Origin of the sequence: Sinorhizobium sojae CCBAU 05684 (genome assembly GCF_002288525.1) — a bacterium.
GTDB classification, from domain to species: domain Bacteria; phylum Pseudomonadota; class Alphaproteobacteria; order Rhizobiales; family Rhizobiaceae; genus Sinorhizobium; species Sinorhizobium sojae.
This window is the reverse complement of sequence record NZ_CP023068.1, coordinates 1124723-1148613: the sequence shown is the minus strand read 5'-3', so window position 1 is coordinate 1148613 and position 23891 is coordinate 1124723. Positions and strand designations below refer to the sequence as shown.

General features: G+C 62.6%; 19 protein-coding genes. 5 read left to right on the top strand and 14 right to left on the bottom strand.

Annotation, left to right across the window (positions count from 1 at the left end):
* Position 1: 1 nt before the first annotated feature.
* The 13 genes from hutG to SJ05684_RS22890 all read right to left on the bottom strand — a co-directional run bounded on the left by hutG (position 2) and on the right by SJ05684_RS22890 (position 16186).
* On the bottom strand, positions 2-817 hold the full coding sequence (gene hutG / locus SJ05684_RS22950; RefSeq protein ID WP_034857598.1) for an N-formylglutamate deformylase: 816 nt from the start codon (positions 815-817) through the stop codon (positions 2-4).
* Position 818: 1 nt separating this feature from the next.
* Entirely contained in the window at positions 819-2354 is a 1536-nt protein-coding gene (hutH, locus tag SJ05684_RS22945; protein ID WP_034857600.1) for a histidine ammonia-lyase, read from the bottom strand.
* Positions 2351-3598, bottom strand: a complete 1248-nt coding sequence (gene hutI / locus SJ05684_RS22940; protein WP_034857602.1) for an imidazolonepropionase — start codon at positions 3596-3598, stop codon at positions 2351-2353. Before hutI ends, hutH begins: the two co-directional genes overlap by 4 nt.
* Positions 3599-3822: 224 nt before the next feature.
* Positions 3823-4410, bottom strand: coding sequence for a phosphonate metabolism protein/1,5-bisphosphokinase (PRPP-forming) PhnN (gene phnN / locus SJ05684_RS22935; protein ID WP_034857603.1), 588 nt, complete (start codon positions 4408-4410; stop codon positions 3823-3825).
* Positions 4407-5546, bottom strand: a complete 1140-nt coding sequence (locus tag SJ05684_RS22930; protein WP_034857605.1) for an alpha-D-ribose 1-methylphosphonate 5-triphosphate diphosphatase — start codon at positions 5544-5546, stop codon at positions 4407-4409. Before SJ05684_RS22930 ends, phnN begins: the two co-directional genes overlap by 4 nt.
* Position 5547: 1 nt before the next feature.
* Positions 5548-6255 carry a DUF1045 domain-containing protein gene (locus SJ05684_RS22925; protein WP_034857606.1) on the bottom strand — a complete coding sequence of 236 codons (708 nt, stop codon included), beginning with the start codon at positions 6253-6255 and terminating at the stop codon, positions 5548-5550.
* Positions 6256-6376: 121 nt separating this feature from the next.
* The gene (phnE, locus tag SJ05684_RS22920) at positions 6377-7894 is read right to left on the bottom strand and encodes a phosphonate ABC transporter, permease protein PhnE (protein WP_034857607.1); all 1518 of its coding nucleotides are present in this window, start codon (positions 7892-7894) and stop codon (positions 6377-6379) included.
* A 9-nt stretch (positions 7895-7903) separates the two neighbouring features.
* Entirely contained in the window at positions 7904-8866 is a 963-nt protein-coding gene (gene phnE / locus SJ05684_RS22915) for a phosphonate ABC transporter, permease protein PhnE (protein WP_034857608.1), read from the bottom strand.
* Between the two features lie 99 nt (positions 8867-8965).
* Positions 8966-9871, bottom strand: a complete 906-nt coding sequence (gene phnD, locus SJ05684_RS22910; RefSeq protein WP_034857679.1) for a phosphonate ABC transporter substrate-binding protein — start codon at positions 9869-9871, stop codon at positions 8966-8968.
* A gap of 87 nt (positions 9872-9958) precedes the next feature.
* Complete coding sequence (gene phnC / locus SJ05684_RS22905; RefSeq protein ID WP_034857609.1) at positions 9959-10801, bottom strand: phosphonate ABC transporter ATP-binding protein; 843 nt, start codon at positions 10799-10801, stop codon at positions 9959-9961.
* 428 nt (positions 10802-11229) lie between these two features.
* The gene (gene htpG, locus SJ05684_RS22900; RefSeq protein ID WP_034857610.1) at positions 11230-13119 is read right to left on the bottom strand and encodes a molecular chaperone HtpG; all 1890 of its coding nucleotides are present in this window, start codon (positions 13117-13119) and stop codon (positions 11230-11232) included.
* A gap of 143 nt (positions 13120-13262) precedes the next feature.
* Positions 13263-14738, bottom strand: a complete 1476-nt coding sequence (locus tag SJ05684_RS22895; protein WP_034857611.1) for an NAD-dependent succinate-semialdehyde dehydrogenase — start codon at positions 14736-14738, stop codon at positions 13263-13265.
* Between the two features lie 179 nt (positions 14739-14917).
* Complete coding sequence (locus SJ05684_RS22890; RefSeq protein ID WP_034857612.1) at positions 14918-16186, bottom strand: 4-aminobutyrate--2-oxoglutarate transaminase; 1269 nt, start codon at positions 16184-16186, stop codon at positions 14918-14920.
* A gap of 192 nt (positions 16187-16378) precedes the next feature.
* Here SJ05684_RS22890 and SJ05684_RS22885 point away from each other — a divergent pair, with 192 nt between their 5' ends.
* The 5 genes from SJ05684_RS22885 (at position 16379) to SJ05684_RS22865 (ending at position 22715) form a co-directional block, all read left to right on the top strand.
* A complete protein-coding gene (locus tag SJ05684_RS22885) occupies positions 16379-17206 on the top strand; it encodes a MerR family transcriptional regulator (RefSeq protein WP_034857613.1) in 828 nt (275 codons plus the stop codon).
* 410 nt (positions 17207-17616) lie between these two features.
* Entirely contained in the window at positions 17617-18777 is a 1161-nt protein-coding gene (locus SJ05684_RS22880; RefSeq protein WP_034857680.1) for an acyltransferase family protein, read from the top strand.
* A 2-nt stretch (positions 18778-18779) separates the two neighbouring features.
* Positions 18780-19895: a glycosyltransferase family 2 protein gene (locus SJ05684_RS22875; RefSeq protein WP_034857614.1), complete on the top strand. Its 1116-nt coding sequence runs from the start codon at positions 18780-18782 to the stop codon at positions 19893-19895.
* Between the two features lie 28 nt (positions 19896-19923).
* On the top strand, positions 19924-20928 hold the full coding sequence (locus SJ05684_RS22870; protein WP_034857615.1) for a glycosyltransferase family 2 protein: 1005 nt from the start codon (positions 19924-19926) through the stop codon (positions 20926-20928).
* On the top strand, positions 20928-22715 hold the full coding sequence (locus SJ05684_RS22865) for an ABC transporter ATP-binding protein (protein ID WP_034857616.1): 1788 nt from the start codon (positions 20928-20930) through the stop codon (positions 22713-22715). The genes SJ05684_RS22870 and SJ05684_RS22865 overlap by 1 nt, the downstream gene beginning before the upstream one ends.
* Positions 22716-22781: 66 nt before the next feature.
* Here the strand turns inward: SJ05684_RS22865 and fba are convergent, their stop codons facing one another.
* A complete protein-coding gene (gene fba, locus SJ05684_RS22860) occupies positions 22782-23825 on the bottom strand; it encodes a class II fructose-bisphosphate aldolase (protein WP_034857617.1) in 1044 nt (347 codons plus the stop codon).
* Positions 23826-23891 lie beyond the last annotated feature (66 nt).

The window sequence follows — 23891 nt, the reverse complement described above, 5'->3', positions numbered from 1 at the left end:
TTCATGCCTCACTCCCTATGCGTTTGATGTCGCATGCCTTTGTTTCGATGCGTTCCAGGATGGCCTTGAGATGGACGCGAAGCCGTTCTGCCTTGGCTGCGTCGAGCGCGAAGGGCGGCGCTTCCGTTGCAAGATGCGTCGACTGCGCCAACTCCATCTGAATTGCGTGCACGCCGTCTTCCGGCCTGCCATAGTGGCGGGTCGTCCAACCGCCCTTGAAGCGCCCATTCAGGACATGGCTGTAACCCGCGGCTTTTGCGGCACATTCGACTGCCGCGGCCTCGATTGCCGGGGCACAGGTCCGGCCCATATCCGTACCGATATTGAAGTCCGGCAGCTTGCCCTCGAAGAGAAAGGGAATATGCGAGCGGATCGAATGACAGTCATAGAGGACTGCGACGCCGTGGATCGCCTTGACGCGAGCGATCTCCGTGGCAAGTGCGGCATGATACGGTGCGTGAAAATCGCGCAGCCGCGCTGTGACGTCCGCGTCTGTGGGGCCTTCGCCCTCCTGCCAGATCGCCGTGCCGTCAAAATCGGTCTCCGGCACAAGACCCGTCGTATTCTGACCCGGATAGAGGCTGACGCCCTGCGGGTCGCGATTGGCGTCGACGACGTAGCGATGGATGGTCGCCCGCACCGTCGTCGCTTCCGGCAGCAGGCCTTCATAGAGTTCGTGGATGTGCCAGTCGGTGTCGGCCAGCAGCCGGCCGTTGTCGTTCAGCCGCTGCCAGATCGGCGCCGGCACGTCTGTGCCCGTGTGGGGAAAGCTGAGGATCACGGGCGAGGTGCCCCGCCGGATTTCGAAGACGGCCATGTCAGTTCTCCAGTTCCGGCAGGATACCCTTGGAGACGGCGGAGGCGAGCCGGCCGGTGGCGACGAGTTCGCCGGCCGCCCGCAAGTCGTCGGCCATGTAGCGATCCTCATCGATCGTTGGCGAGACGGCGCGCACCGCGGCGGCGGCCTTCTGCAGTTCCGGGCTAGTCGTCAGCGGGGCGCGGAACTCGATGCCCTGCACGCCGGCGAGCGCCTCTATGCCGACGATCGAGAAGAGGTTGTCGGTCATCTGCCCGAGACGGCGGGCGCCGTGGCAGGCCATGGAAACATGATCTTCCTGGTTTGCCGAGGTCGGCGTCGAGTCGACCGATGCGGGGTGCGAGAGTTGCTTGTTCTCCGACATCAGCGCCGCCGAGGTGACCTCGGCAATCATCAGGCCGGAATTGAGCCCGGGGTTGCGGGCAAGGAAGGCGGGCAGGCCGTAGCTCAGCGCAGGATCGACGAGAAGTGCGATCCGCCGCTGCGAAATGGCGCCGATCTCGCAGACCGCAAGCGCGATCTGATCGGCGGCGAAAGCCACCGGCTCGGCGTGGAAATTGCCGCCGGAGACGACGGTATCGTCCGAGAGCACCAGCGGGTTGTCCGTCACGGCATTGGCCTCGACGGTCAGCGTGGCGGCGACGGAACGCAGGAGATCGAGACAGGCGCCGTCAACCTGCGGCTGGCAGCGGATGCAATAGGGATCTTGCACCCGTTCGTCGCCTTCGACATGGCTCTGGCGAATGGCCGATCCATCGAGCAGGCGGCGAAGCGCGGCGGCAGTGTCGATCTGACCGCGGTGGCCGCGCAGCGCATGGATATCCGGATGGAAGGGGGCGGAGGAACCCATGGCGGCGTCGGTCGAGAGCGCGCCGGTGATGAGCGCTGCCTGCGCAGCGCGATGGGTGCGGAAGAGGCCGGCGAGCGCCAGCGCCGTCGAAACCTGCGTGCCGTTGATCAGCGCCAGGCCCTCCTTGGCAGCGAGCGTCACCGGCGAAAGCCCGGCTGCTCTGAGCGCGGCGGTCGCCGTCATGCGCGCGCCTGCGAAGAAAGCTTCGCCCTCGCCGATCATCACCGCAGCCATGTGAGCGAGCGGAGCGAGGTCGCCTGAGGCGCCGACCGACCCTTTTTCGGGGATCAGCGGAATGACGCCGCGCTCCAGCATTGCCTCGATCAGACGAACGAGTTCCAGCCGCACGCCGGAGGCGCCGCGGCCGAGCGAGATCAGCTTGAGTGCCATGATGAGGCGCACGATGTTCTCCGGCAGCGCCTCCCCAACGCCGCAGCAATGCGAGCGGATGAGGTTGCGCTGCAGCGTCGCCACGTCGGCGCTGTCGATCTTGATCGATGCCAGTTTGCCGAAGCCGGTATTGATGCCATAGACCGGGGCGTCGCCGGCAACGATCTCCGCAATCCGGCCGGCAGCCTTCTCTATCGGGGCATCGAAGGCGCGATCGAGCAGGGCCGGCTCGCCGGTCCAGAAGATCGTCTGCAGGTCATTGAGCGGAACCGAGCCGGGCTTGAGGGTGATAGTCATCGCAGGGTCCTTTCGCCCTTGAATATTCGCTCGTGCAGGGGATTGAAGCCGATGCGATTGATCAATTCCGCCGGTTCCTCGATGTTCCAGACCGCAAGGTCGGCCGACTTTCCGGCTTCGATCGTGCCGGTCTCATCCAGAAGGCCGAGTGCACGGGCTGCTTCGCGGGTGGCGCCCGCCAAACACTCTTCGAGCGTTAGCCGGAAGAGCGTCGCCGACATGTTCATCGTCAGCAATATCGAGGTTAGTGGTGAGGTGCCCGGATTGCAGTCCGTGGCGATGGCGATGTGGGCCCCCGCGGCGCGCAGCGCTTCGATCGGCGGCAACTGCTTTTCCCGAAGCGTGTAGAAAGCGCCTGGCAACAGCACCGCGACGGTTCCCGCCTTCGCCATGGCGGCCGCCCCCTCGGCATCGAGATATTCGAGGTGGTCGGCCGAGAGCGCGGCGTAGGAGGCGGCAAGCTTGGCGCCGCCGAGATCGGAAAGCTGCTCGGCGTGAAGCTTGACCGGAAGTCCGAGCGCCGTCGCCCGCTCGAAGACGCGCGCGATTTCCGCCGGCGAGAAGGCAATGCCCTCGCAAAATCCGTCGACCGCGTCGATGAGACCTTCGGAATGCGCACGGTCGAGGCCGGGAAGGACGACCTCATCTATGTAGGCACCGTTGCGGCCCTTGTATTCCGGGGGCGTGGCGTGAGCGGCGAGATAGCTGGTGACGATGCGGACGGGGCGATGTCGTTCCAATTGCCGCGCCGCGCGCAGCATCTTCAGCTCGGCATCGATATTGAGGCCGTAACCGGATTTGACCTCGACCGTCGAAACGCCTTCGGATAGCAGCGCATCGAGTCTCGGAAGCGCCGCTTCGACGAGTTCATCGACCGCGAGGGCATTCGTCGCCTTCACGGTGGAGGCGATGCCGCCGCCCGCGCGCGCAATCTCCTCATAGGTCGCGCCTTCCAGTCGCAGCTGAAACTCGCGGGCGCGGTTGCCGCCGTGAACGATATGCGTGTGGCAGTCGATCAGCGCCGGCGTCATCCAGCGGCCATGGCAATCGATGACGTCGCCAGCATTGGTAAGTTCCGACGGCAGTTCGCTCTCGGCCCCGGCATATACGATCCGGCCATCGCGAACCACGACGGCGCCATTTTCTAAGATGCCAAGCGGACCCGATCCTTCACGAAGGGTCGCCAGGTGCAGATTGCGCCAGAGGCGCGTCCGCTTCGCGCCCCGCTTTTCGTTTGCGTTCATCCGTTCCGTTCTCCCTGATGTATTATAATGTATATACATAATATCTGGGGCGCAAGGAGAAAATCACGCCCTCCAGGTCAGAGGTAACGCGGCGCGGCCAGCAGGCGAGGAGCGAAAACGAAAAGCCCCGGAACCGCGGTCCGGGGCCTTGCATCGATCAGAAAAGTTGCAGCGACTATTGCGCGTCCGAAAACGCGTTGCGCTGTTGTGGGCCGACACATTACTCAGGCGGGGTGATGCATCTCGGCTGAGCAGCCCTCGACAAGTGCGACGAAGCGGTTTCCCGCGACTTCAAGCCGGCCGCTATTGTCGATCACCGTCACGTCCGGACCGGCGATGATTTCGGGTGCCTGGCGCGTCAGACGGCGCAGCACGTCCGCCTCGCATTCGCGTCCCCTCTCTGCGAGGCGTCTGGCGAGAACCGGTGGCTCAGCCGTAACGAGCGCCACCGAAATCTCGCCGAATGCGGCCCGGAAGGCCGGCAGGGCCGTGCGGCTGCCGTTGACGATCGCGATCATGCCGTTTGCGACCTTGTCGGCGATCTCCCGCGGAACGCCATAGCTCAACCCGTGCGCCTGCCACGAAACGGCGAATGCGCCGCACCGGAGCATTTCTTCGAACTCCGCGGCAGAGACGCTTTCATGCACTTCGCCGCCGGCGTCCGAAGGGCGCGTGATCACCCGCCGGACGAAGAGGATGTCCGGGCGGTTTGCGAAGTGGTGGGCGGCAAAACCCATGACGCTATCCTTGCCGGCCCCGCTCGGACCGACGACGGCAATGAGGGTCCCCCGACCTTTTGCTTGTCCCATCATGCAACACGCCTCCCTTCACGCCAGACGGAGCGCACCACCGGAACGCCCTCACGTCGATGGATGCGGGCGATGTCGGCCCGTAGCCCGACGGCGATCCGGCCGCGATCGTTGAGCCCGACGGTCCGCGCCGGCGTTGCCGTGACCATGGCGATCGCCTTCGGCAGGTCGATCGCCTCGATCTCGTCGGCAAGTACAAAGGGTGCATGGATCAGGCTGAACGGCACATAGTCCGAAGATAGCACATCGAGCACGCCGCGCTCCGCCAGGTCGCGCGCGGCAATATTGCCGGAATGCGACTTCCCCCGGACGACATTCGGCGCGCCCATGAGCACACTCAGACCCGCGCGGTGCGAGGCTTCCGCCGCCTCGAAACTCGTCGGAAACTCCGCCAGGCGAACGCCGTAGCCGATGGATTCCTCGACATGTTCGATCGTCGCGTCGTCATGACTGGCGATTGCGATGCCGCGGAGTTCGCAAGCCTCGGCAAGCGCCGTGCGGTGCGGCGTGGCATAGCGGGCGGAAAGCGCCTGCTGGCGCTCGACGAAGGCGGCAAAGGCTTCGTCGGACAGGCCGCGCTTGGTTTTGTAATAGAGCGTGTATTGGTCCATCGTCTGGAACTGGCGCTGGCCGGGCGCGTGGTCCATCATTGATACGAGCCGAACCTGCGGGTCATTCTGAAAATCCTCGAATTGATCGAGAACATCGGCGGTCGACACCTCGCAGCGCAGGTGGATCAGGTGGTCGGCCCTGAGCCGCCCCTCGTCCTTGGCCTGTGCCAGTGCATCGGCCATGCCACGCATTTCGCCCTTCGGGAAGCCATTGTCCTCGTCGGTGCCTAGTCGCAGGCAGTCGAATACTGTGGTGATGCCGGAAGTGACGACCTGCGCGTCATGGGCCTGGATGGCGGCGATCTTGAGCCAGCGGACGCCGGGCCGGGGCGAGTAATGGGCCTCCAGATGGTCCGTGTGGAGCTCGATCAGGCCGGGCAGGAGATAATCGCCCTCGAAATCGTCGCCGACACTGCTTCCGCCTTCGGAAATGTCGGCAATCCAGCCGTCGCGGATAAGCACCGAACCGTCGACAATGTTGTCTTCCAGGACGATTCGGGCATTGGTCAGAACCTGTTCATTGCTCATGTCATGCGGTCTTTCGTGTGGAAGCGCTGCCGAGCGGCAGCAGGGAATGAACGGTAAACGGAGCACCGCGGCTGGTCTCGGCAAAAAGCGCAACCGTATCGACGGCAAGCGGTTTGCCGATGAAGTCGGCGAAAGCGGCTTCGAGTGTTTCCCGCACAAGGTCCTGCATCTCTTCGGCCACCGGTCCGGTGAGGGTTAGATGGAACAGGAACTCCTCGAAAACATAAGGGTACCCCCAGGCGGCAAGGTATTCCCGCTGACGCTGTGTCAACCTCTCCGGGTTGCGGCGGGCAATATCCACTCCCGAAAGCGGCGCCCTGAAGGGCTCGAACCGGCGTACCGCCTGGGCCGCCAGGTCGTGGAGCGCCGTGCAATTCTCCTTCGCAACCAAGGCAAAGAATGGTCCAAGCTGCTGAAGCGCCATTTCCGGCACGACAAAGGACTCGATCTCCGCGGCGAATTCATCGAAGGCCGCAATCAACTCGGCCTCGCTGCGGCCGGGCGCAAGTGCGAAGGGCGCCTTCAACGTGCCGTGGAAGCCGTAGCGGCGCGGTTCGGCAGTCAGGGCAAGCTGCTGCTCGGGAGTGAAAACAGAGCCTTCCGGCCACGCCAAGGCACCGCCGGTGAAGGCGTCCCGCCCGAGCCAATGGGCTGCCGTCAGCGACAGCCGGTCATCGGCCGGCGGCGCGAAGTAGATTGCGTAACGCACGGGCTTCACTTTCCGTATCTATTTGTCGCCGGCCTGCGGCAATGGGCTGTTCGCGGGTTGAGATGCGCAGCTACCCGATTTGCGTGACAACATCATGATACCGATGCGCAAATAGAACCTATCAGTGAACCTTGCCTCCCACCAGCCGCGAGCGGCACGCGTTGGAGATGCTGTCGAAGACGAAGACAACCATCAAGATCAAAAGCACCATATAGGCGACATTTTCCCAATCCGAATTGGTGCGCATCGCTTCCCAGAGCTTGAGCCCGATACCCCCGGCGCCGACGGCGCCGATGATCGTGGCCGAACGCGTATTCGACTCCCAAAAATAGAGCGCCTGACTCGCAAATACAGGCAGTACCTGTGGCAAGACGCCGAAACGCTGCACCGCGACCGGTGCTGCGCCGACCGATTTGACGCCTTCGCGCTGCTTGTCGTCGATATTTTCCAGGGATTCGGAATAGAGCTTGCCGAGCGTGCCCGTGTCGGTGAAGAAGATGGCCGAGATGCCGGCGAGCGGACCGGGGCCGAAGGCGCGGGTAAAAAAGAGCGCCCAGATGAACATGTCCACCGATCGCAGGAAGTCGAACAGCCGCTTGACGGCCTGGTTGGCGAAAAGGCTTGGCGTGATATTCCGCGCCGCCAGGAAGCAGAGCGGAAAGGCGACCAGCGACGCGAAGAGCGTGCCGACGAAGGCCATGACGATCGTCTGCAGGAGCTTGGTCCAGACGTCGAGATGCTGCCACTCGGCATTGTAGAGAATGTTGTTCCAGGCAAGCGAGAGATTGGAGCGTGCAGGATCGATCCGCTCCGCGGAAAGCAAGAGCGCAAACACCTCGCCATAGGACTTCCCAAAGAAGGGCGAGTTGGTGTCGAACAGGAAGTTCGCCCAGCCGAAGAAACGGTTGCGGATCGAGATCTCGTCGCCTTCGACTTCGGCCCAGCCGGTCGGGCCGAAAGAGAGCGTGATTTTTTCGCCCGGTCGCTTCTGCGTCGCCCAGCCGGGCAGGGGGCCTTGCGGTATCACCAGGCCGTCGCCGTCGACCCGCATGGCGAAGGTCTCGCCGGCACGGGTTGCTATAACCAGCTTGTCCGTGACTTCGATGTGCGTCGAGTGGTCATAGGTGACGACGGCACGCGTGACGACCTCCTCGGCGCGGGTCGCGGCCAAATCCGACTCTTCGGCGGAGCTCCGGTCTCCCCCGCGTGGCGCGGCCGGTGCCATGAAATCGAAAGAAGAACTCGCCTTCGGCTTCGGCGTCGCAGCCGCCGCCGGTGTCTCGCCCATGCGCGTGACGGTTTTAGTATCGAGCGCAACCCAGTCGGGGTTTGGATTGGGACCGAGCGGCGAGTTGCGCGGGTAGGAAACGCGCATCGTTCCGTCGCGGGCAATTTCGATCTCGGGGCGAACCTCATAGGATACCCAGTCGGCGAGATAGGTCCCGGCGATACCCCAGTTGCCGTTCGAAAGCACGTGGCCGATAGAGAAGAACCACCAGCAGAAAATCATGTAGAGAAAGACGCCGCCGACCACAGCCGCGAGCCTCAACCGCTCTATCGCGGAGGATTGCAGCAGGTGCGGGTGACGGGCCGCTATGGCTTCCATTTCGCGCACGCTGGGTATGGTCGAGGCAATCATGGCGCGCTCCTATTGGGCAAGTTGAAAGGCCTGGTCGCCGACGAGGCGGCGGCGAAGCCAGGCGGAAAACTGATCGACGGCGCAGATCGCCGTGAAGAGCAGGATGACGATCGCCAGTGTCTTTGCCGGATGGTTCTGGCTGATCGAGAGGCGCAGCAGCTCTCCAATGCCACCGCCGCCGACCGCGCCGATGATCGTCGAGGCGCGGACATTGATCTCGAGGCGCAACAAAAAATAGCTCATGAAATTCGGCAGAACCTGCGGCACGATGCCGAACCAGACGCGCTCGATCCAGTTGCCGCCGGCGGCGCGCAGGCCTTCTTCCGCCTTCATGTCCGCATTCTCGACGACCTCGAAAAACAGCTTCCCGAGTGCTCCGACCGTATGGATCGAAACCGCGGCGATGGCGGGGATCGGGCCGAGCGAAAGGATTGCCAGGAAAAATCCGGCGATCACCACCTCGGGAAATGCGCGCACCACTTCCATCACACGGCGCACGGAACCGCGGATCCACGGATTGGGCATCAGGTTCCGCGCCGCGAGAAAGCACAGAATGAAGCCGAAGAAGGCACCGATCACAGTCGAGAAGATGGCGATGTTCACGGTCTCCAGCATCTTGTGCACGTATTCGGGGATGTAGATGCTCTCGGTGAGATAAAGCCGGCCGTCCGGGTAATCATACTTGAAGCTGCCGTCGTCATGAGGCGACGGCAGGTCGAACATGGCGCGTACAATCTCCGTCCCGTCGTGTGGCATGAGGTCGCCGACGAAATCGAAGAGATGCGGCAGGCGGTCGAAAAACTTGCCGGCATTGGAATCGTTGGCGAACCAGAGCGAGGCAGAGAGCGTCACCGCAAGCGCCGACAGGCCCAGCCAGGTGTAGAGACGCCGGCGGGCGTTGAGCTCTTGCCAGTGACGTTCGATCAGGTTGCCGTTCTCGCTCAAATGCCGGGAAAGCACGGAATTGGCCATGGGATTTCCGGCAGCGCCGGCCTCTGCAACGGGCCCGAGAGGCCCTGACAGTCAAAGGCCGGCCGCTGAGGCGGCCGGCCGGCACGATGGGAATAGCGGTCAGCCGCCGATCGTCGCCTTACGGGCTTCGATGATCGGCTTGTAGAAATCGCTGTCGACTTCGACATAGCCGGTGAAATCGCCGCCCTGGATGGCGGAGAAGCAGGCGGCGTCGGTCTTCGGCAGATCCATCATGAATTGCTTGAACTTCGCCTTCACGTCGTCGTTCAGCGAGGTGCGAATAACGATCGGGCCGTTCGGGATCAGCGGCGACTTCCAGAGTTCGACGAGATCGTTCATGTCGAGGATGCCCTTCTCGACCATCTTGTGCAGATTGCCGGAAGTGTAGCCGTCCTTGAATTCGCCGACGCCCGAACCCCAGGTCGTGCCGGCGTCGAAGTTGCCTTTGACCACTTCGAGCACGAGGTTCTCATGGCCGCCGCCAAAGCCGGTCTCGCCAAAGAATTCCTTGACCGGCGCGCCGATCGCTTCCGGCAGGGTGACGAGCGGAACAAGGTAGCCTGAGGTGGAATCCGCATCAGCGAAGCCGAGCTTCTTGCCCCTCAGGTCGTCGAGCTTGGTGATGCCGGAATCCTTGCGTGCGACCATAATCGAATGGTAGCCGGTCGAGCCGTCGATCTGGACCGTCGTCAGGATCGGCTCGACGGCGTCGGCCTTGGCGAGGTAGATCTTCGCATAGCCGGAGGCGCCGAGTTCGGCATAGTCGAGTGTGCCGCCGAGCAGGCCCTGGATGACGCCGTCGTAATCGGCCGCCGGGAAGAGCGAGACCTTTTCGACGCCGATCGCGGCCGGGAGCTTCTCGACGAGGCACTGGAAGTTGCGCAGGCGATCGGCTTCGTTTTCACCGCCGAGGATGCCGATGCGGAATTCCTTGAGGTCCTCGGCATGGGCCTGCCCGACGAGGGCAAAAAGCGCGACGGCGCTGAGAACAGCTTTCTTCAACATATGGTTCATCTCCCGTTTTCCGGCCGTACCGGATCAGTCTCGGTTGCTAAGAGGTGCCCTTGACGCGGGCGCTCGATCCTGGCGGTTTCAGATGCCGGCCAGTGCCAGCGGCTTCACGCCGGCCGATGCGGTTTCTTCCCGGGCCGCGGCCGCGGGAATGTTGATGCTGGTCGAGGTCATCGATTCCTCGATCTTCGTGTCGGCGCCGTAGATCTCGGCGACCGCTGCGGCCGTCAGCTCCTTCGGCTGGCCATCGAAGACCACGCGGCCATGCGCCATGCCGATGATGCGCTCGCAATAGTTCCGCGCCGTGTCGAGCGTGTGCAGATTGGTGATGACGGTAATGCCGTCCCGCTCGTTGATGTCGCGCAGCGCGTCCATGACGATCTTGGCATTGAGCGGGTCGAGCGAAGCGATCGGCTCGTCGGCGAGAACCACCTTGGGCTGCTGCATCAGCGCACGGGCAATCGCCACGCGCTGCTGCTGCCCGCCGGAAAGGGTGCCGGCCTGCTGCAGCGCCGTCTGTTCGATGCCCAGCCGCTCGAGCGCGCCGATCGCCATGATGCGTTCCTCGCGGCTGAACAGGTTGAGAATGCTCGATACCGTCGAGCGGTGATTGAGCCGGCCGAGCAGCACGTTGGTCAGCACGTCGAGGCGCGGCACAAGGTTGAACTGCTGGAAGATCATCGCGCAATCGCGCTGCCATTGCCGCAGCGCCGCCCCTTTCAGCGAGGACACCTCGCGCCCCCCGAACTCGATCGAGCCAGAGGACGGGTCGACAAGACGGTTGATCATGCGCAAGAGCGTCGACTTGCCCGCACCCGAGCGGCCGATGATGCCGACCATCTGTCCTGGAGGGATGTTGAAACTTACCGAACTGACGGCAGTCTTCTTGCCAAACCGGCGAGTGACATCCTTCAACTGAAACATGGGGCGCAGGTCCTCTCTTGCAGGGAGACCGATATCGGTATGTCCCCTGCCATAGCTGCGCTTCGTGAAGGTCAAATGTCAGTTTGTTGTAGGTTCTGTTAAAGTACGGGGAATCCGCCGTCTGGATGCGCAAGTTCGGCTGTCCATCGATGATGGAGGATTGGCGTCCGATCGCCAGTCTTGCCAGACTCCGGCGGAACAGCGGATCAGCGCGCTGCCGACCCACAGACAGATTTCACGGGAAGCGGAATTCCAAGCGATCGACTCACCTTGGCCCGAAAACCGCCGAGGGCTTCACATGCAGGTGAATTCACCTGACTACAAAAGCTTTTACAGCGTCGGGCGGCCTTCAAGACGCCCGACGCTGCAAGTCTTTGAGTCTGCGCATCGCGCCTTCGGGAATGCGGGTCCGATTTCGGGCCGATGCTTTAACGCTTCAAAGCCCGGTCGAACACGCGTGAGAGCCGTTCGGCAAAGGCACGCGGGTTCTCCGGCTTGTCGCCGTCGAGGACGCGTGCCTGATCGAAGAGCAGGTTCACCGCGTCTTCGCGGAAGGTCTGGTCTTCCGACGGGCTGGCGGCGAGTGCCGCGATCAGGGCGTGGCCGGGATTGATTTCGAGAATGGGCTTTGCCGCATCGTCGATACGACCGGCTCCCTGCAGCATCTTCTGCAACTGGCGGTCGGGGCCGTGCTCCGGTGCCACAAGGCAGACGGCGCTTTCCGTCAAACGGTCGGAGGTCCTGACATCCGAGACAGCCTCGCCGAGGGTAGTCTTGGCAAAGGCCACGAAGTCGGTCACCGACGGGTTTGCTTCGGGCGAGGCCGCGGCTGCATCGTTCTCCCTGGCAACGGCTGCGAGGTCGGCTGCGCCCTGAGTTATCGACTTGAAGGGCTTACCTTCGAAGTCGGGCGCCGTCGTTACCCAGAAACTGTCGACGGGATCGGTCAGGAGCAGCACCTCGATCCCACGAGCGCGGAAGCCCTCGAGTTGCGGCGAGGCTTGCAGTTGCGCAAGGTTCTCCCCGGTCAGGTAGTAGATTGCCGCCTGGCCGTCCTTCATGTCCTTGACATATTCGCTCAAGGCGCGCGTTTTGTCCTCGGCAGCGGTCGTGCGGAAGCGGGAAAGCGCCAGCAGTTGGGCCCTCCGCTCGAAGTCCTCGTAGATGCCTTCCTTGATGACGCTGCCGAAGTTTTCCCAAAGCTTGGCGAAGGCGTCCGGGTCGCTGTCGATGAGCTTTTCGATGCTCGTCAGCACCCGGTTCGTCAGGCCCTTGCGGATATTGGCGAGAAGAGGGCTCTCCTGGATCATTTCGCGCGAGACATTGAGCGGCAGGTCGGCCGTGTCGACCAGTCCCCGCACGAAGCGCAGGTAGCGCGGCAGCAAGTCCGCTTCGTCGGTGATGAACACGCGCTTGACGTAAAGCTTCATGCGGCCCTTGCGGTCGGGGTCGAAGAGGTCGAAGGGCTTTGAGCCCGGCACGAAAGCAAGCGCCGTATATTCGTGGCGGCCCTCTGCGCGGAAGTGCACGGTCAGCGCAGGCTCGTCATATTGCCCCGCGACGCCGCGGTAGAAGTCCGTATAATCTTCCTTGGAAATCTCGCTCTTCTGCTTGGTCCAGAGCGCCGTGCCATCGGCGACCTGCGCCGGCTCGGCTCCGGGCTTTTCCACGATAGAAATCGGCACCGGCACATGGCCGGATTGATCCTTGACGATGCGTTCCACCGTCCAGCGCAAGGTGTAGGTCTTGGCATCATCCTTCAGGTGCAGGGTTATCCGCGTGCCGCGGGCCGGCGCATCGGCAAGGTCGACGGCGGAAACCGTATAGCTGCCCTTGCCCTCCGAAGCCCAGTGCCAGGCTTTGTCCGAACCTGCGCGGCGGGAGACGACGTCGACATTGTCGGCGACCATGAAGGCGGAATAGAAGCCGACGCCGAACTGGCCGATCAGCTGTGCGCCATCCTTGCTCTGGGCGGCTTCGACACGCTCCATGAAGGCGCGTGTGCCGGAGCGGGCAATGGTGCCGAGGGACTCGACGAGTTCATCGCGGGTCATGCCGATGCCGTTGTCCTCGACGATGAGCCGGGCGTGCTCCTCGTCAAGCGTCAATACGATGCGCGGGGTCGGATCGCTGCCGAGGAGGTCGGGTGCGACGATCGCCTCGTAGCGAAGCTTCTCGCAGGCGTCCGCCGCGTTCGAAATCAGTTCGCGGAGAAAGACATTCTTGTCGGAGTAGACGGAATGCACCATCAGGTGCAGCAGTTTCGCCACGTCGGCTTCAAATACGTGCTTCTCTACGGACATTTCGACTTCACTCATCGCGTTGCGGACCTCTTGAAATCGCGTTTAAAGTTGCGAGGGGCGACATCCATTCAGGGTGGCTGATCCCGCTCCGTCGTTTGCGGCCCCAATTGGCAAGCCGCAGCAAGAATTTCAAGGGGCGTGCGAGGGGGACCGCCGGCTCAGATATTCCCCATGCAGAGATACTTCATCTCAAGATAGTCTTCGAGCCCGTGGCGGGAGCCTTCGCGGCCGATGCCGGACTGCTTGATGCCACCGAAGGGAGCGGCTTCGGAGGACATGCGCCCGGTATTGATGCCGACCATGCCGTATTCCAGCGCCTCGGCCACATGCCAGACGCGCTTCAGGTTCTCCGCGTAGAAATAGGCGGCGAGGCCATAGATCGTGTCGTTCGCCTCGGCCACCACCTGCTCGGCGCTGTCGAAGCGGATGATCGGTGCAATCGGGCCGAAGGTCTCTTCCTGAGCGACGCGCATCTCGTGCGCAATGCCGGTCAGCACCGTCGGTTCGAAAAAGGTACCCTTCGTCCCGATCCGCTTGCCGCCGCAGCGAAGCTCGGCCCCCTTCGCGAGCGCGTCGGCGACATGCCCCTCGATCTTCTCGATCGCGTGGCCGTCGATCATCGGGCCGATCGTGATGCCGGCGGAAAAGCCGTCGCCGACGGTCAGCTCGCGCACCCGCGCGACGAACTTCTCCGCGAAGGCATCGTGCACTGCCGCTTGTACATAGATGCGGTTCGCCGAAACACAGGTCTGGCCGGCATTGCGGAACTTCGCCTGGATCGCACCGTCGACCGCCGCATCGATATCCGCGTCGTCGAAGACGATGAAGGGCGCATTGCCGCCGAGCTCCAGGCTGACTTTCTTGATCTGGTCGGAACATTGCCGCATCAGCAGCCTTCCGACCTCGGTCGAGCCGGTGAAGCTGATCTTGCGCACCTTCGGATTGCTGCACAACTCGCGCCCGATCGGCGCTCCCTCGGCGGCATAGACGAGGTTGAGGACGCCTTCGGGGAAGCCCGCTCTATCGGCAAGCGCGAACATCGCGCCGGCAACGAGCGGCGTCTGCTCGGCCGGCTTCAAGACGATGGCGCAGCCGGCGGCGAGTGCAGGCGCGATCTTGCGGGCAACCATCGAGGCCGGAAAGTTCCACGGCGTGATGGTGCCGACGACGCCGACTGGCTGCTTGATGACGAGCATGCGGCGGTCGTTGGCGGGGGCGGGAAAGGTCTCGCCATAGACGCGCTTGGCTTCCTCCGCATACCATTCGATATAAGAGGCGGCATGCAGGACCTCCCCCTTCGCCTCGCCGAGCGGCTTTCCCATTTCGGCCGTCAGTATCGCCGCGAGATCGTCTGCGTGCTCGACGATCAGATCGTGCCATCGGCGCAGGATCGCGCTCCTGTCCTTGGCTGGCTTGGATGCCCAGAGCGTCTGCGCCGCCTGGGCCGCTTCGATTGCGGCGCGCGCCTCGTCAACGCCCATGTCCGGAAGGGTCGCAAGCAATTCGCCCGTCGAGGGGTTGAGGACGTCGAAGGTCGGACCGGTCCACGGCGCGCAGGGGCGGTATCGGCAGTCGACCGTCGCGAAGAAATCTGCAGCGTGGAGGTGTTTGGTAAGTGCAGGGGTCAGGGCCATGACGTATCCTCCCGCGATGCCTGCCGCAGCCACAAGCGCGATGTTGTTCTTTTTACGGGCGGGCCGATGGCCCACGCCTCACAGCGCGGCGCGTTTCAGACAGCGGCGCTGTAGGGAAAACGCAGTGGGCCGGCGCCTTGCCAGCCGGACCACTGCGATAGCGGTCGTCCGGTGTCAGGTCAACTGCGCGCTTCGAGGATCGACGCTTCGAGAATATCCAGTGCCTCGGCGAAGACCTCATCCTGGATCGTGATTGGCGCCAGGAAACGAACGACATTGCCGTGCACGCCGCAAGTGAGCAGAATCAGGCCCTTCGCAAGGGCATTGAGCCGGACCTTGTTGGCGAAGTCGGCGCTCGGCAGATTCGTTTTCGCGTCATTGAATTCGACCGCATTCATGAAGCCCGGACCGCGGATGTCGACGATTTCCGGTGTCTTTTCGCGGATTGCTGCAAGCCGCTGCTTCAGCCGGTTGCCGAGCTGGTTCGCCCGGTCGCACAGCTGTTCCTCCTCGATCACGTCGAGTACGGCATGGGCTGCTGCGATGCCAATCGGGCTGCCGCCATAGGTTCCCCCGAGGCCGCCTGGTCCTGGGGCATCCATGATCTCTGCGCGGCCGGTTACTGCGGCGAGCGGGAAGCCGCCGGCCAGGCTTTTCGCCATGGTCAGCAGGTCCGGCGCGATATTGTGATGCTCCATTGCGAAGAGCTTGCCGGTGCGGGCAAAACCGGTCTGGACTTCATCGGCAATCAAGAGAATGCCATGCTCGTCGCAGATTTCGCGAAGCGCCTTCATGAAGACCGTCGGTGCCGGATAGAAGCCGCCTTCGCCCTGGACCGGCTCGAGGATGATGGCGGCGACGCGGCCCGGATCGACATCGGCCACAAAAAGCTTCTTCAAGGCTGCAAGCGATTGCTCGACGCTGACACCGTGCAGTTCGATCGGGAAGGGGGCGTGGAAGACGTCGGCCGGCATCGCGCCGAACCCGACCTTATAGGGAACGACCTTGCCGGTGAGCGCCATACCCATGAAGGTGCGGCCGTGAAAGCCGCCGCCAAAGGCGATGATCGCCTGACGTCCGGTGGCCGCACGGGCGATCTTGACGGCGTTTTCCACCGCCTCGGCGCCGGTGGTGACGAAGATCGTCTTTTTTGCAAAGTCGCCGGGGGCCAAAGCGTTCAGCCGTTCGGCGAGATGCACGTAGTTTTCATAGGGCACGACCTGATGGCAGGTATGAGTGAAACGATCGAGCTGCGCCTTGACGGCTGCGATGACCTTCGGATGGCGATGGCCGGTATTGACGACGGCGATGCCGGCGGCGAAATCAATGTAGCGATTGCCATCCTTGTCCCAGATTTCGGCATTTTCCGCACGGTCTGCATAGATCTGCGTGGTCATTCCCACGCCACGGGAAATGGCGGCATTCTTGCGGTCGGTCAGGCTGGTCATCGCTTTCGTCCCTAGGCTCCGTGTAGATAAATTGCAGTTTTTCTGCAACTTTTATCCGGAAGTCGTACATCCTTTCGAAGGGAATGCAAATCAAATTTGTTTATGGAGAAAGCGCGACGCCTGATGGGCGCGCTTGGCAGCCCTGGGCCGCCCAGCTAGATTGCCGCCGGCGATGCCGTGACGGGGAAATAAATGAACGGAGATAGCGAAATACGCTACAAGGTTGCCGAGGCGGCAAGGCTCGCCGGCGTTTCGGCATCGACGCTGAGGCTTTGGGAAACGCAAGGCCTCGTGGTACCGGAGCGGTCGGCGACAGGCCACCGCCAATATACCGAGGCCGACCTTCAGCGCTTGAAACGAATCTCCTGGTTTCGCTCCGAGCGCGGCTTGAACCCGGCTGCTATTCGCGAGGCGCTGGAGGCGGAAGCCCCCAACGACGAGGAGACCGGCCCCGCAGGCGCCCAGGAGAGCAATGTCGATCTGCAAGTCGGCCGCAAGTTGCGCAGCCTCAGGCATGCGGCGGGGAAAACGCTCGAACAGGTGGCCGGGGATATCGGCATCGCGGCATCCGTCCTCTCCACGCTCGAGCGAACGTCGCAGGGCGTGTCGATCGCCGTGCTGCACAATCTCGCGGAGTATTTCAGCACCACGGTTTCGAGCCTCGCCGGCGAGGACGAATTGCGGGACCGGACGCTCGTCCGGGCCGGCGAGTGGCGCACCTGGCCGCGGACCACCCCCGGTGTGACCATCCAGGTCCTCGCCGAAGGTAAGAACCAGATGGACTGCCATCGATTCGTACTCGCGCCCGGCGCGTCGAGCGAGGGGGCCTATGGGCATGAGGGTGAGGAGTTCGTCTACGTGCTCTCCGGCCGCGTCGAATTCGTGTTGGATGGGGATCAGTTCTACGATCTACACCCGGGCGATTCGCTCTATTTCGCGAGTCGCCGCCGCCATGCATGGTCGAACCGACATGACGGTGAAACCGTCCTGCTCTGGATCAATACACCGCCAACGTTCTAAGCCCAAAGAGTTAGGCGCTGATTTCCTGCGCCATGGTCGCTTCCAGCGCAGCTAAATCGCGCATTGCCAAAATTGTTGCAACCAAAAATAAGCCTCTTTGAGGCGCCGCTAAATACAACTACGGCGTTTACGGCCCATCTCGCGAAGAACACGTCAAATTTCTCTTGTTTCGTGAAGGCAAGTTCTTGCGCCCGAAGAGTCGTATTTGACCCAATTCGACCATAGATTTGCCCCAACCGCTTTTTAACTATTCGTGCACCTGCGGCGCCGCGCTTATCAGGAGCGCAAAGGCCGCTGTAGCAGTTTGAATTGCCTCCCGGAGGTGCATTCAAGGAGACATGCAGTAGCAAGCCCACCGCCTGGTAGGGTCGTGAGGAGCCCGCAAAGGTCAGACTCGAAGGGGAATGTTCATGCGGATTGCGCGCGACCAACAGCTGGACGGATTGCGAGCCGTCGCCGTCTCGATGGTGGTTTACGCGCATTTCTATGCGGAAGACGGATCCCACTGGGGCCATATAGGCGTCAGGCTGTTCTTCATATTGAGCGGCTTCCTGATTACCCGGTTGCTCCTGGAAGCACGGGACGACCCGCGCTACGAGCCGGCGACGGCGCTGAGATCTTTCTATGCGCGTCGGTCGTTGCGCATCCTTCCGCCCTATTTCGCAGTTCTTGCAGCCGTCTGGCTGATCGGCCTGGAAAGCTCCGAGAAGGTGCTCGTCTGGCACGCGCTTTACCTGTCGAACTTCTGGTATGCGCTTCAGGACGCCTGGTCACCCTGGGTTCTCTGTCACACCTGGAGCCTCAGCATCGAGGAGCAGTTCTATATCGTCTGGCCGCTGATCGTGCTGACGGCACCGCGGCGTTCGATAGGGGCCATTTGCGTGGGCGTCATCTGCTGCTCGCTCGCTTTCCGCTTCTACTGGCCCGTGACCGGAACGCCGACGCTGGCACGTGATCTGTTGCCGCCTGCCTCGATGGATGCCTTGGCGGCGGGAGCACTGCTGGCGGTGCATCGGTCAAGCGGCGCCGCCATGCCGAACTGGGCGGAACGCTGTTGGAAGCCGCTCCTGATCGTATCCCTGTTCCTGTTCTCGATCAGGACCGTGCCGACGACGCCGTTGCTCGAGTGGTTTGTCTGGATCGGTCTCGAGGTTTTCCCCCTTCTGCCGCTGACGCTGCTCGTCGGAGCATGCTCTCAGGGCATTGGCGGCTATCTCGGACGGTTGGCCCAAGCTCCGCCTGTCACCGCACTCGGGCGCATCAGTTACGGAGTCTATCTCTACCATGCCGTCGTCCTTGCGCTGCTCGTCCAGGCGCAAGCCTTCATTCCGATCAATGTCTCGGAGCAGGGCGCTGGGCGACTCGTTGTCACCGGGGCCGCCACTTTGCTCCTCGCCTCGATCTCCTGGATCGCATTCGAAAGACCGCTAAACGCGCTGAAGCGCCATTTCCCCTATGCGCGGGGAGCCAGCAGCGCCCCCGTTGCGGCAGAGGCGGAAGGCGTGCGCCCAGTCTATCCAGGGATATCGGTCGAGCACGGAAAAGCCCTCCAGGTTTCGAACACGCGATAGACATGAGCCAAGCAACGTCCACACCATTGGTTTCCGTGCTGCTGCCCGTTTACAATGGGGAGCCTTATCTTGTCTTGGCAATCGAAAGCTTACTGCGCCAGGACTACAAAAGCCTCGAGATCATCGCGATCGATGATGGATCGACCGACCGTTCGCTTGAAATACTCGAGCGACTTCGCCAAGCCGATCGGCGAATTTCGATTGTCTCGCGGGAAAACCGCGGCCTCATCGCTACCCTGAATGAAGGGCTCAGGCTTGCCACCGGCGAGTTCGTCGCCCGCATGGATGCCGATGATGTGGCCTATTCCACGCGCCTTTCGCGCCAGATGGCGCTGTTCGACGAGCAGCCTCGTTTGGCGATGTGCGGTACGGGCGTCGATAGGCTGATCGGCAGTCGCGTGCTTCGCGGCAAGCCAGACCCGATCTATCGGGCGGCGAGCCTGCCCGTTCTCTCGGCGTTCTTCACGATCTTCATCCATTCGACAGTGGTCTACAATCGCCGCGTGATCCCCAACGACTTGCTCGTTTACGATTCGGCCTATCCGCATGCCGAAGATTTCGATCTGTTCCGGCGCATCGCCGGGCGCTTTCCGGTTGCGATGATCGATGAGGCCTTGATTGCCTATCGCATTCATGATGGCAGCGTCACAAGCAAGCACCTGAGGCAGATGCGTCAAACACATCTGAAGATCGTTGCCGAAAACATTGAACGCCAAGGACTTTCCGACGATACGGGCGCCCTGCGGGAAATCGGGCTTTCCGTGACGTCAGGCAGCATTCGCTCCCTTGCCCAGTTAGTCCTCGCGCTCGAGCGGACGATTGCCGTCCAGCCGACGGAGACGCGAGGCGCTTACGAGGACGGTTTTCTCCAATTCTTCTATTTCCTCTACCAGCTGATCGCCGATGAGAACCGCCCGGAACTCACGCATGAGTTCCTGACGCGAACGGCCAAGTGGGGGCTCATCCGCCGGCGTGAGCGGTACGGGCTGATGCCCGCCGTACGCGCCCCCTGGTGCAGCCGCCTTTCGCTCGCAGCCAGCCGCAAGGCGGACGATCTGGCGCGCTATCTGCAGTCGGTGCCGGCCGCGACGGTCCTGCCTCAATTTGGTTGGCTGTGAGATGGCATTCACACGTTCCTTCACAGAGATGAAGCATTGCGATGCCGTGAGGACGGTATCTCGGGCCTCGACCGATCGAGTGCCATTTGCGAGCTTCATCGTCTGCACGCGCAACCGGGCGAAGGCGCTTGCCGCATGCATTCGCTCCATCGAAGAGACTTGCCGCGCCTACCCCGCGATCACAACGGAGCTCGTGGTAGTCGACAATGGCTCGACGGACGAGACGCAGGCTGAGCTCCGCCGCATCTCTGCCGCCTCGGGCGTGGCGATCACCATCGTCATGGAAGGCCGGCCGGGGCTTGCCTTTGCCCGCAATGCCGGGATGCAACGGGCGCGCGGACGCGTCCTGGTCTTCATAGATGACGATTGCGAAGTCGGTCGCGGCTATCTCGGCGATTTGCAGCGGTATTACACCAAGGGTAACCGAGTCATTCGGGGCGGGCGCGTCGAGCTCGGCAATTCTTGCGACCTGCCGTTCACGGTCAAACGATCACTGGTACCTGCGCGGTTCACTCCCGACGTCCACCCGGGCGGTTTCGTGCTCGGTTGCAACATGACCATGCATAGGGAAGTGGCCGCCCGCATCGGCCGTTTCGATGAACGCTTCGGCGCGGGCGCGCCGCTGCAGTCCGCGGAGGACACCGATTATCTCGTGCGCGCCTACGCGCTCGGCATCCCGGTCGAATACGTGCCGGATATGATGGTATACCATCATCATGGGCGACGGGAACGTGCGGAGATCGAGAAGCTTCACCGAAGCTATAGCCTTGGCAACGGCGCCCTATGCCTGAAGCATCTCTTCAAGGCGCCGTGGCTGCTGAAGCACTTCTTCTGGACAGTGCGATCGGCTTTCGGCGAAACTTTCTCCGGCGCGAGGTTCGATGCCGATTTGCAGCTTTCCCACTGGCCGATCGTGCTGATGAATCTCGTCGGAGCGGTGAGGTTCGCGCGCCTCTGGCTCGCCGGCCGAGCAACACCGACCGAACTGCACGACGTCAGCGAGGCGGTATCAAGGCTGGAGCGAGGTCCTTAATGTTGCGAATGCTTGTACCCGGCTTTCAGCTGTTGCGTGACACCCTCGGGCGGCAATTGCGACTGCTGCCGGCGGTCGTGCTTCTCGGTCTTGCGAGTGCCACGCTCGAAGGCGCCGGCATCGGCCTCATTATCCCGATGCTGGGCATCATCGCGGGCAACGATGACACCTCCGGGCTCAGTGGGATCTCCGCTCTCTTCGAGCAGGTGGGGGAAGGCCTTGACGACGGCGAGCGGCTGCTGGCGATCGCAGGCGCGGTGTTGGCGCTGATCTGCCTTAAGAACGTGCTCGCCTTCGCGAATGCGGTTCTGACGACCTTCATCTATGGCAAGGCGAGCCATGCCATCCGAAGCGCACTCTCCGACCAGTTGCTGCGGATCGGCTATCCCTTTTTCCTTCAGGAAAACCCCGGCCGCCTGCTCAACATCATTTCGAACGAATCGTGGCGCGCGTCCGATGCCGTCCAGACCGCGCTCTCGGCGATCGTGCACGCCTGCGCCGCGGTGATCCTGCTTGCCTTTCTGCTGCTTTTGTCCTGGCAGATGACGCTGTTCGTGGCGACCGGCCTCGTCCTCGTCCAGCTCGCGCATGCCGCGCTCTCCGCTACGCTCAAGGGGCCAAGCCGCGATGTGACCTCCTACAACAGCGAGCTTGCGGCCCGAATGCTTCATCTCGTGCATGCGGGGCGGCTGATCCGCGTCTTCGGCCAGGAGGATCGCGAGAAGTCCGCCTTCGATACCGCCTCCGATGCCGTCCGTCGCGCCGGCTTCGTCCTGCAAACCCGTCAGGGCGCATTGCCGCCGCTCACGGAGGTGCTGCATTCCGCTTTGTTCCTGGCGGCAGTCGTGAGCGCCTGGCTCGTCGGCGTGCGCTTTCCGGTGATCGTCGCTTTCGTCGTTCTCCTCTATCGACTCCAGCCCCATATGCGGGCGCTGCAAATGTCCTGGAGTCAGTTCCAGGGTTGGAGCGGTTCTCTGGAAGAGGTGCGTTGGCTGCTCGACTCCTCCGACAAGCCGAAGCCGCCGTCCGGAAGCCTGCCGGTCGAGGGCCTCGGCGAGCGAATCGAATTCGAAAGGGTGAGCTTCAGGTACCCGGGTTCCGGCGCCCGAACCATTGTCTTGCACGCGGCGAATTTCGAAATCCGCAGCGGATGCTCGACTGCGATCATCGGCCGCTCGGGCGCCGGCAAGACCACCATCGTCAATCTCCTGTGTCGGTTCGTGGAACCGGATGAGGGGCGCATTCTTGTGGACGGCGTGCCGCTTAGCGAAATCGATCCGGCGCAGTGGCGGCGCCAGATCGCCGTCGCCAGCCAGGACCTGGAATTGGTGGACGGAACGATCCTTGAAAACATTAGCTATGGCCAGCACGCGACCTTCGCCGAGGTGGAGCGCGCGGCAAGGCTGGCGGAGGCGCATAGCTTCATCGAGCAGTTCCCGGAAGGCTATGGAACGGTCGTCGGCTACAGGGGGGCCAGTCTCTCGGCCGGACAGCGACAGCGGATCGCGCTCGCCCGGGCTTTGGTGCGCGACCCGGCCGTCCTGATCCTCGACGAAGCGACGAATGCGGTGGACGGCCTCTCGGAGGCGGCAATCGTCGAGACTCTGAAATTGAGGGCTGGACGGCGCACGACAATCGTCATCAGCCACCACCGCAGCACGATCTCCTTCTGCGATGATATCGTGGTTCTTGGTAGCGGCCGCGTTAAGAGCCAGTCACGGCTTTCGGATGTGGCCTCCCTCACCATGGATCAGCTCTATGAGCACGAGGCGCCGGCAATGAGGTGATATACAAGGCAAAGCCGCACCCCTTTCGAGAGCGCGGCTTTGCCATGTCTACGTCAGTCGCACGCCTCAGGCGGCCGCATAGCGCTTAGCCATCTCCGGCAGTCGAAGGACGCGAATCTTCGAAGCCTGGCCGGCCGCGCGGAACGCTTCGAACCGCTCCTTGCAGACGTCAGTCATATGCGCGATCGCCGGCTTCAGATAATTGCGCGGATCGAAATTGTCCGGATGCTGCAGGTGATGCTTGCGGATCTCGCCGGTGAAGGCGAGGCGCAAGTCGGTGTCGATATTGACCTTGCGGACGCCGAGCGGAATGGCCTTCTGGATCTCCGAGACCGGCACGCCCCAGGTCTTTTTCATCTCGCCGCCATAGGCGTTGAAGAGCTCCTGCAACTCAGCCGGCACGGAAGACGATCCGTGCATCACGAGATGGGTGTTCGGCAGCTTCTTGTTGATCTTGGCGATCGTGTCGATCGAAAGGATCTCGCCGTCGGGTTCGCGCGTGAACTTGTAGGCGCCATGGCTCGTGCCGATCGCAACGGCCAGCGCATCGACGCCGGTCTTGGAAACGAATTCGTACGCCTGCTCCGGATCGGTCAGCAGTTCCTCACGCGACAGCTTGCCTTCGAAGCCGTGTCCGTCTTCCTTGTCGCCGGCGCCGGTTTCGAGATTGCCGAGGCAGCCGAGTTCGCCCTCGACGGAGACGCCGGCCGCATGGGCGATCTTCACCACCTCGGCGGTCACGGCGACATTGTATTCGTAGCTCGCAACCGTCTTGCCGTCCTTTTCGAGCGAGCCGTCCATCATCACCGACGTGAAGCCGTTGGTGATCGCGGAGATGCAGGTCGACGGCTGGTCGCCATGGTCGAGGTGGAGACAGATCGGAATATGCGGATATTCCTCCGCGGCGCCGAGGATCAGGTGGCGCAGGAAGGCGTCGCCCGCATAGGCGCGCGCCCCGCGGCTTGCCTGCAGGATAACCGGAGAGTCCGTCGCATCGGCGGCGCGCATTACCGCTTGGATGTATTCGAGATTGTTCACATTGAAGGCTGGCAGCGCATAATCGTTCTCCGCCGCATGGTCGAGCAATTGCCGCAACGTGATCAATGCCATTCGAATCTCCCTGATGTACGGCACCTCACTCCGGGCGCCGCGATATGGATGGACGAATTCTCGCCC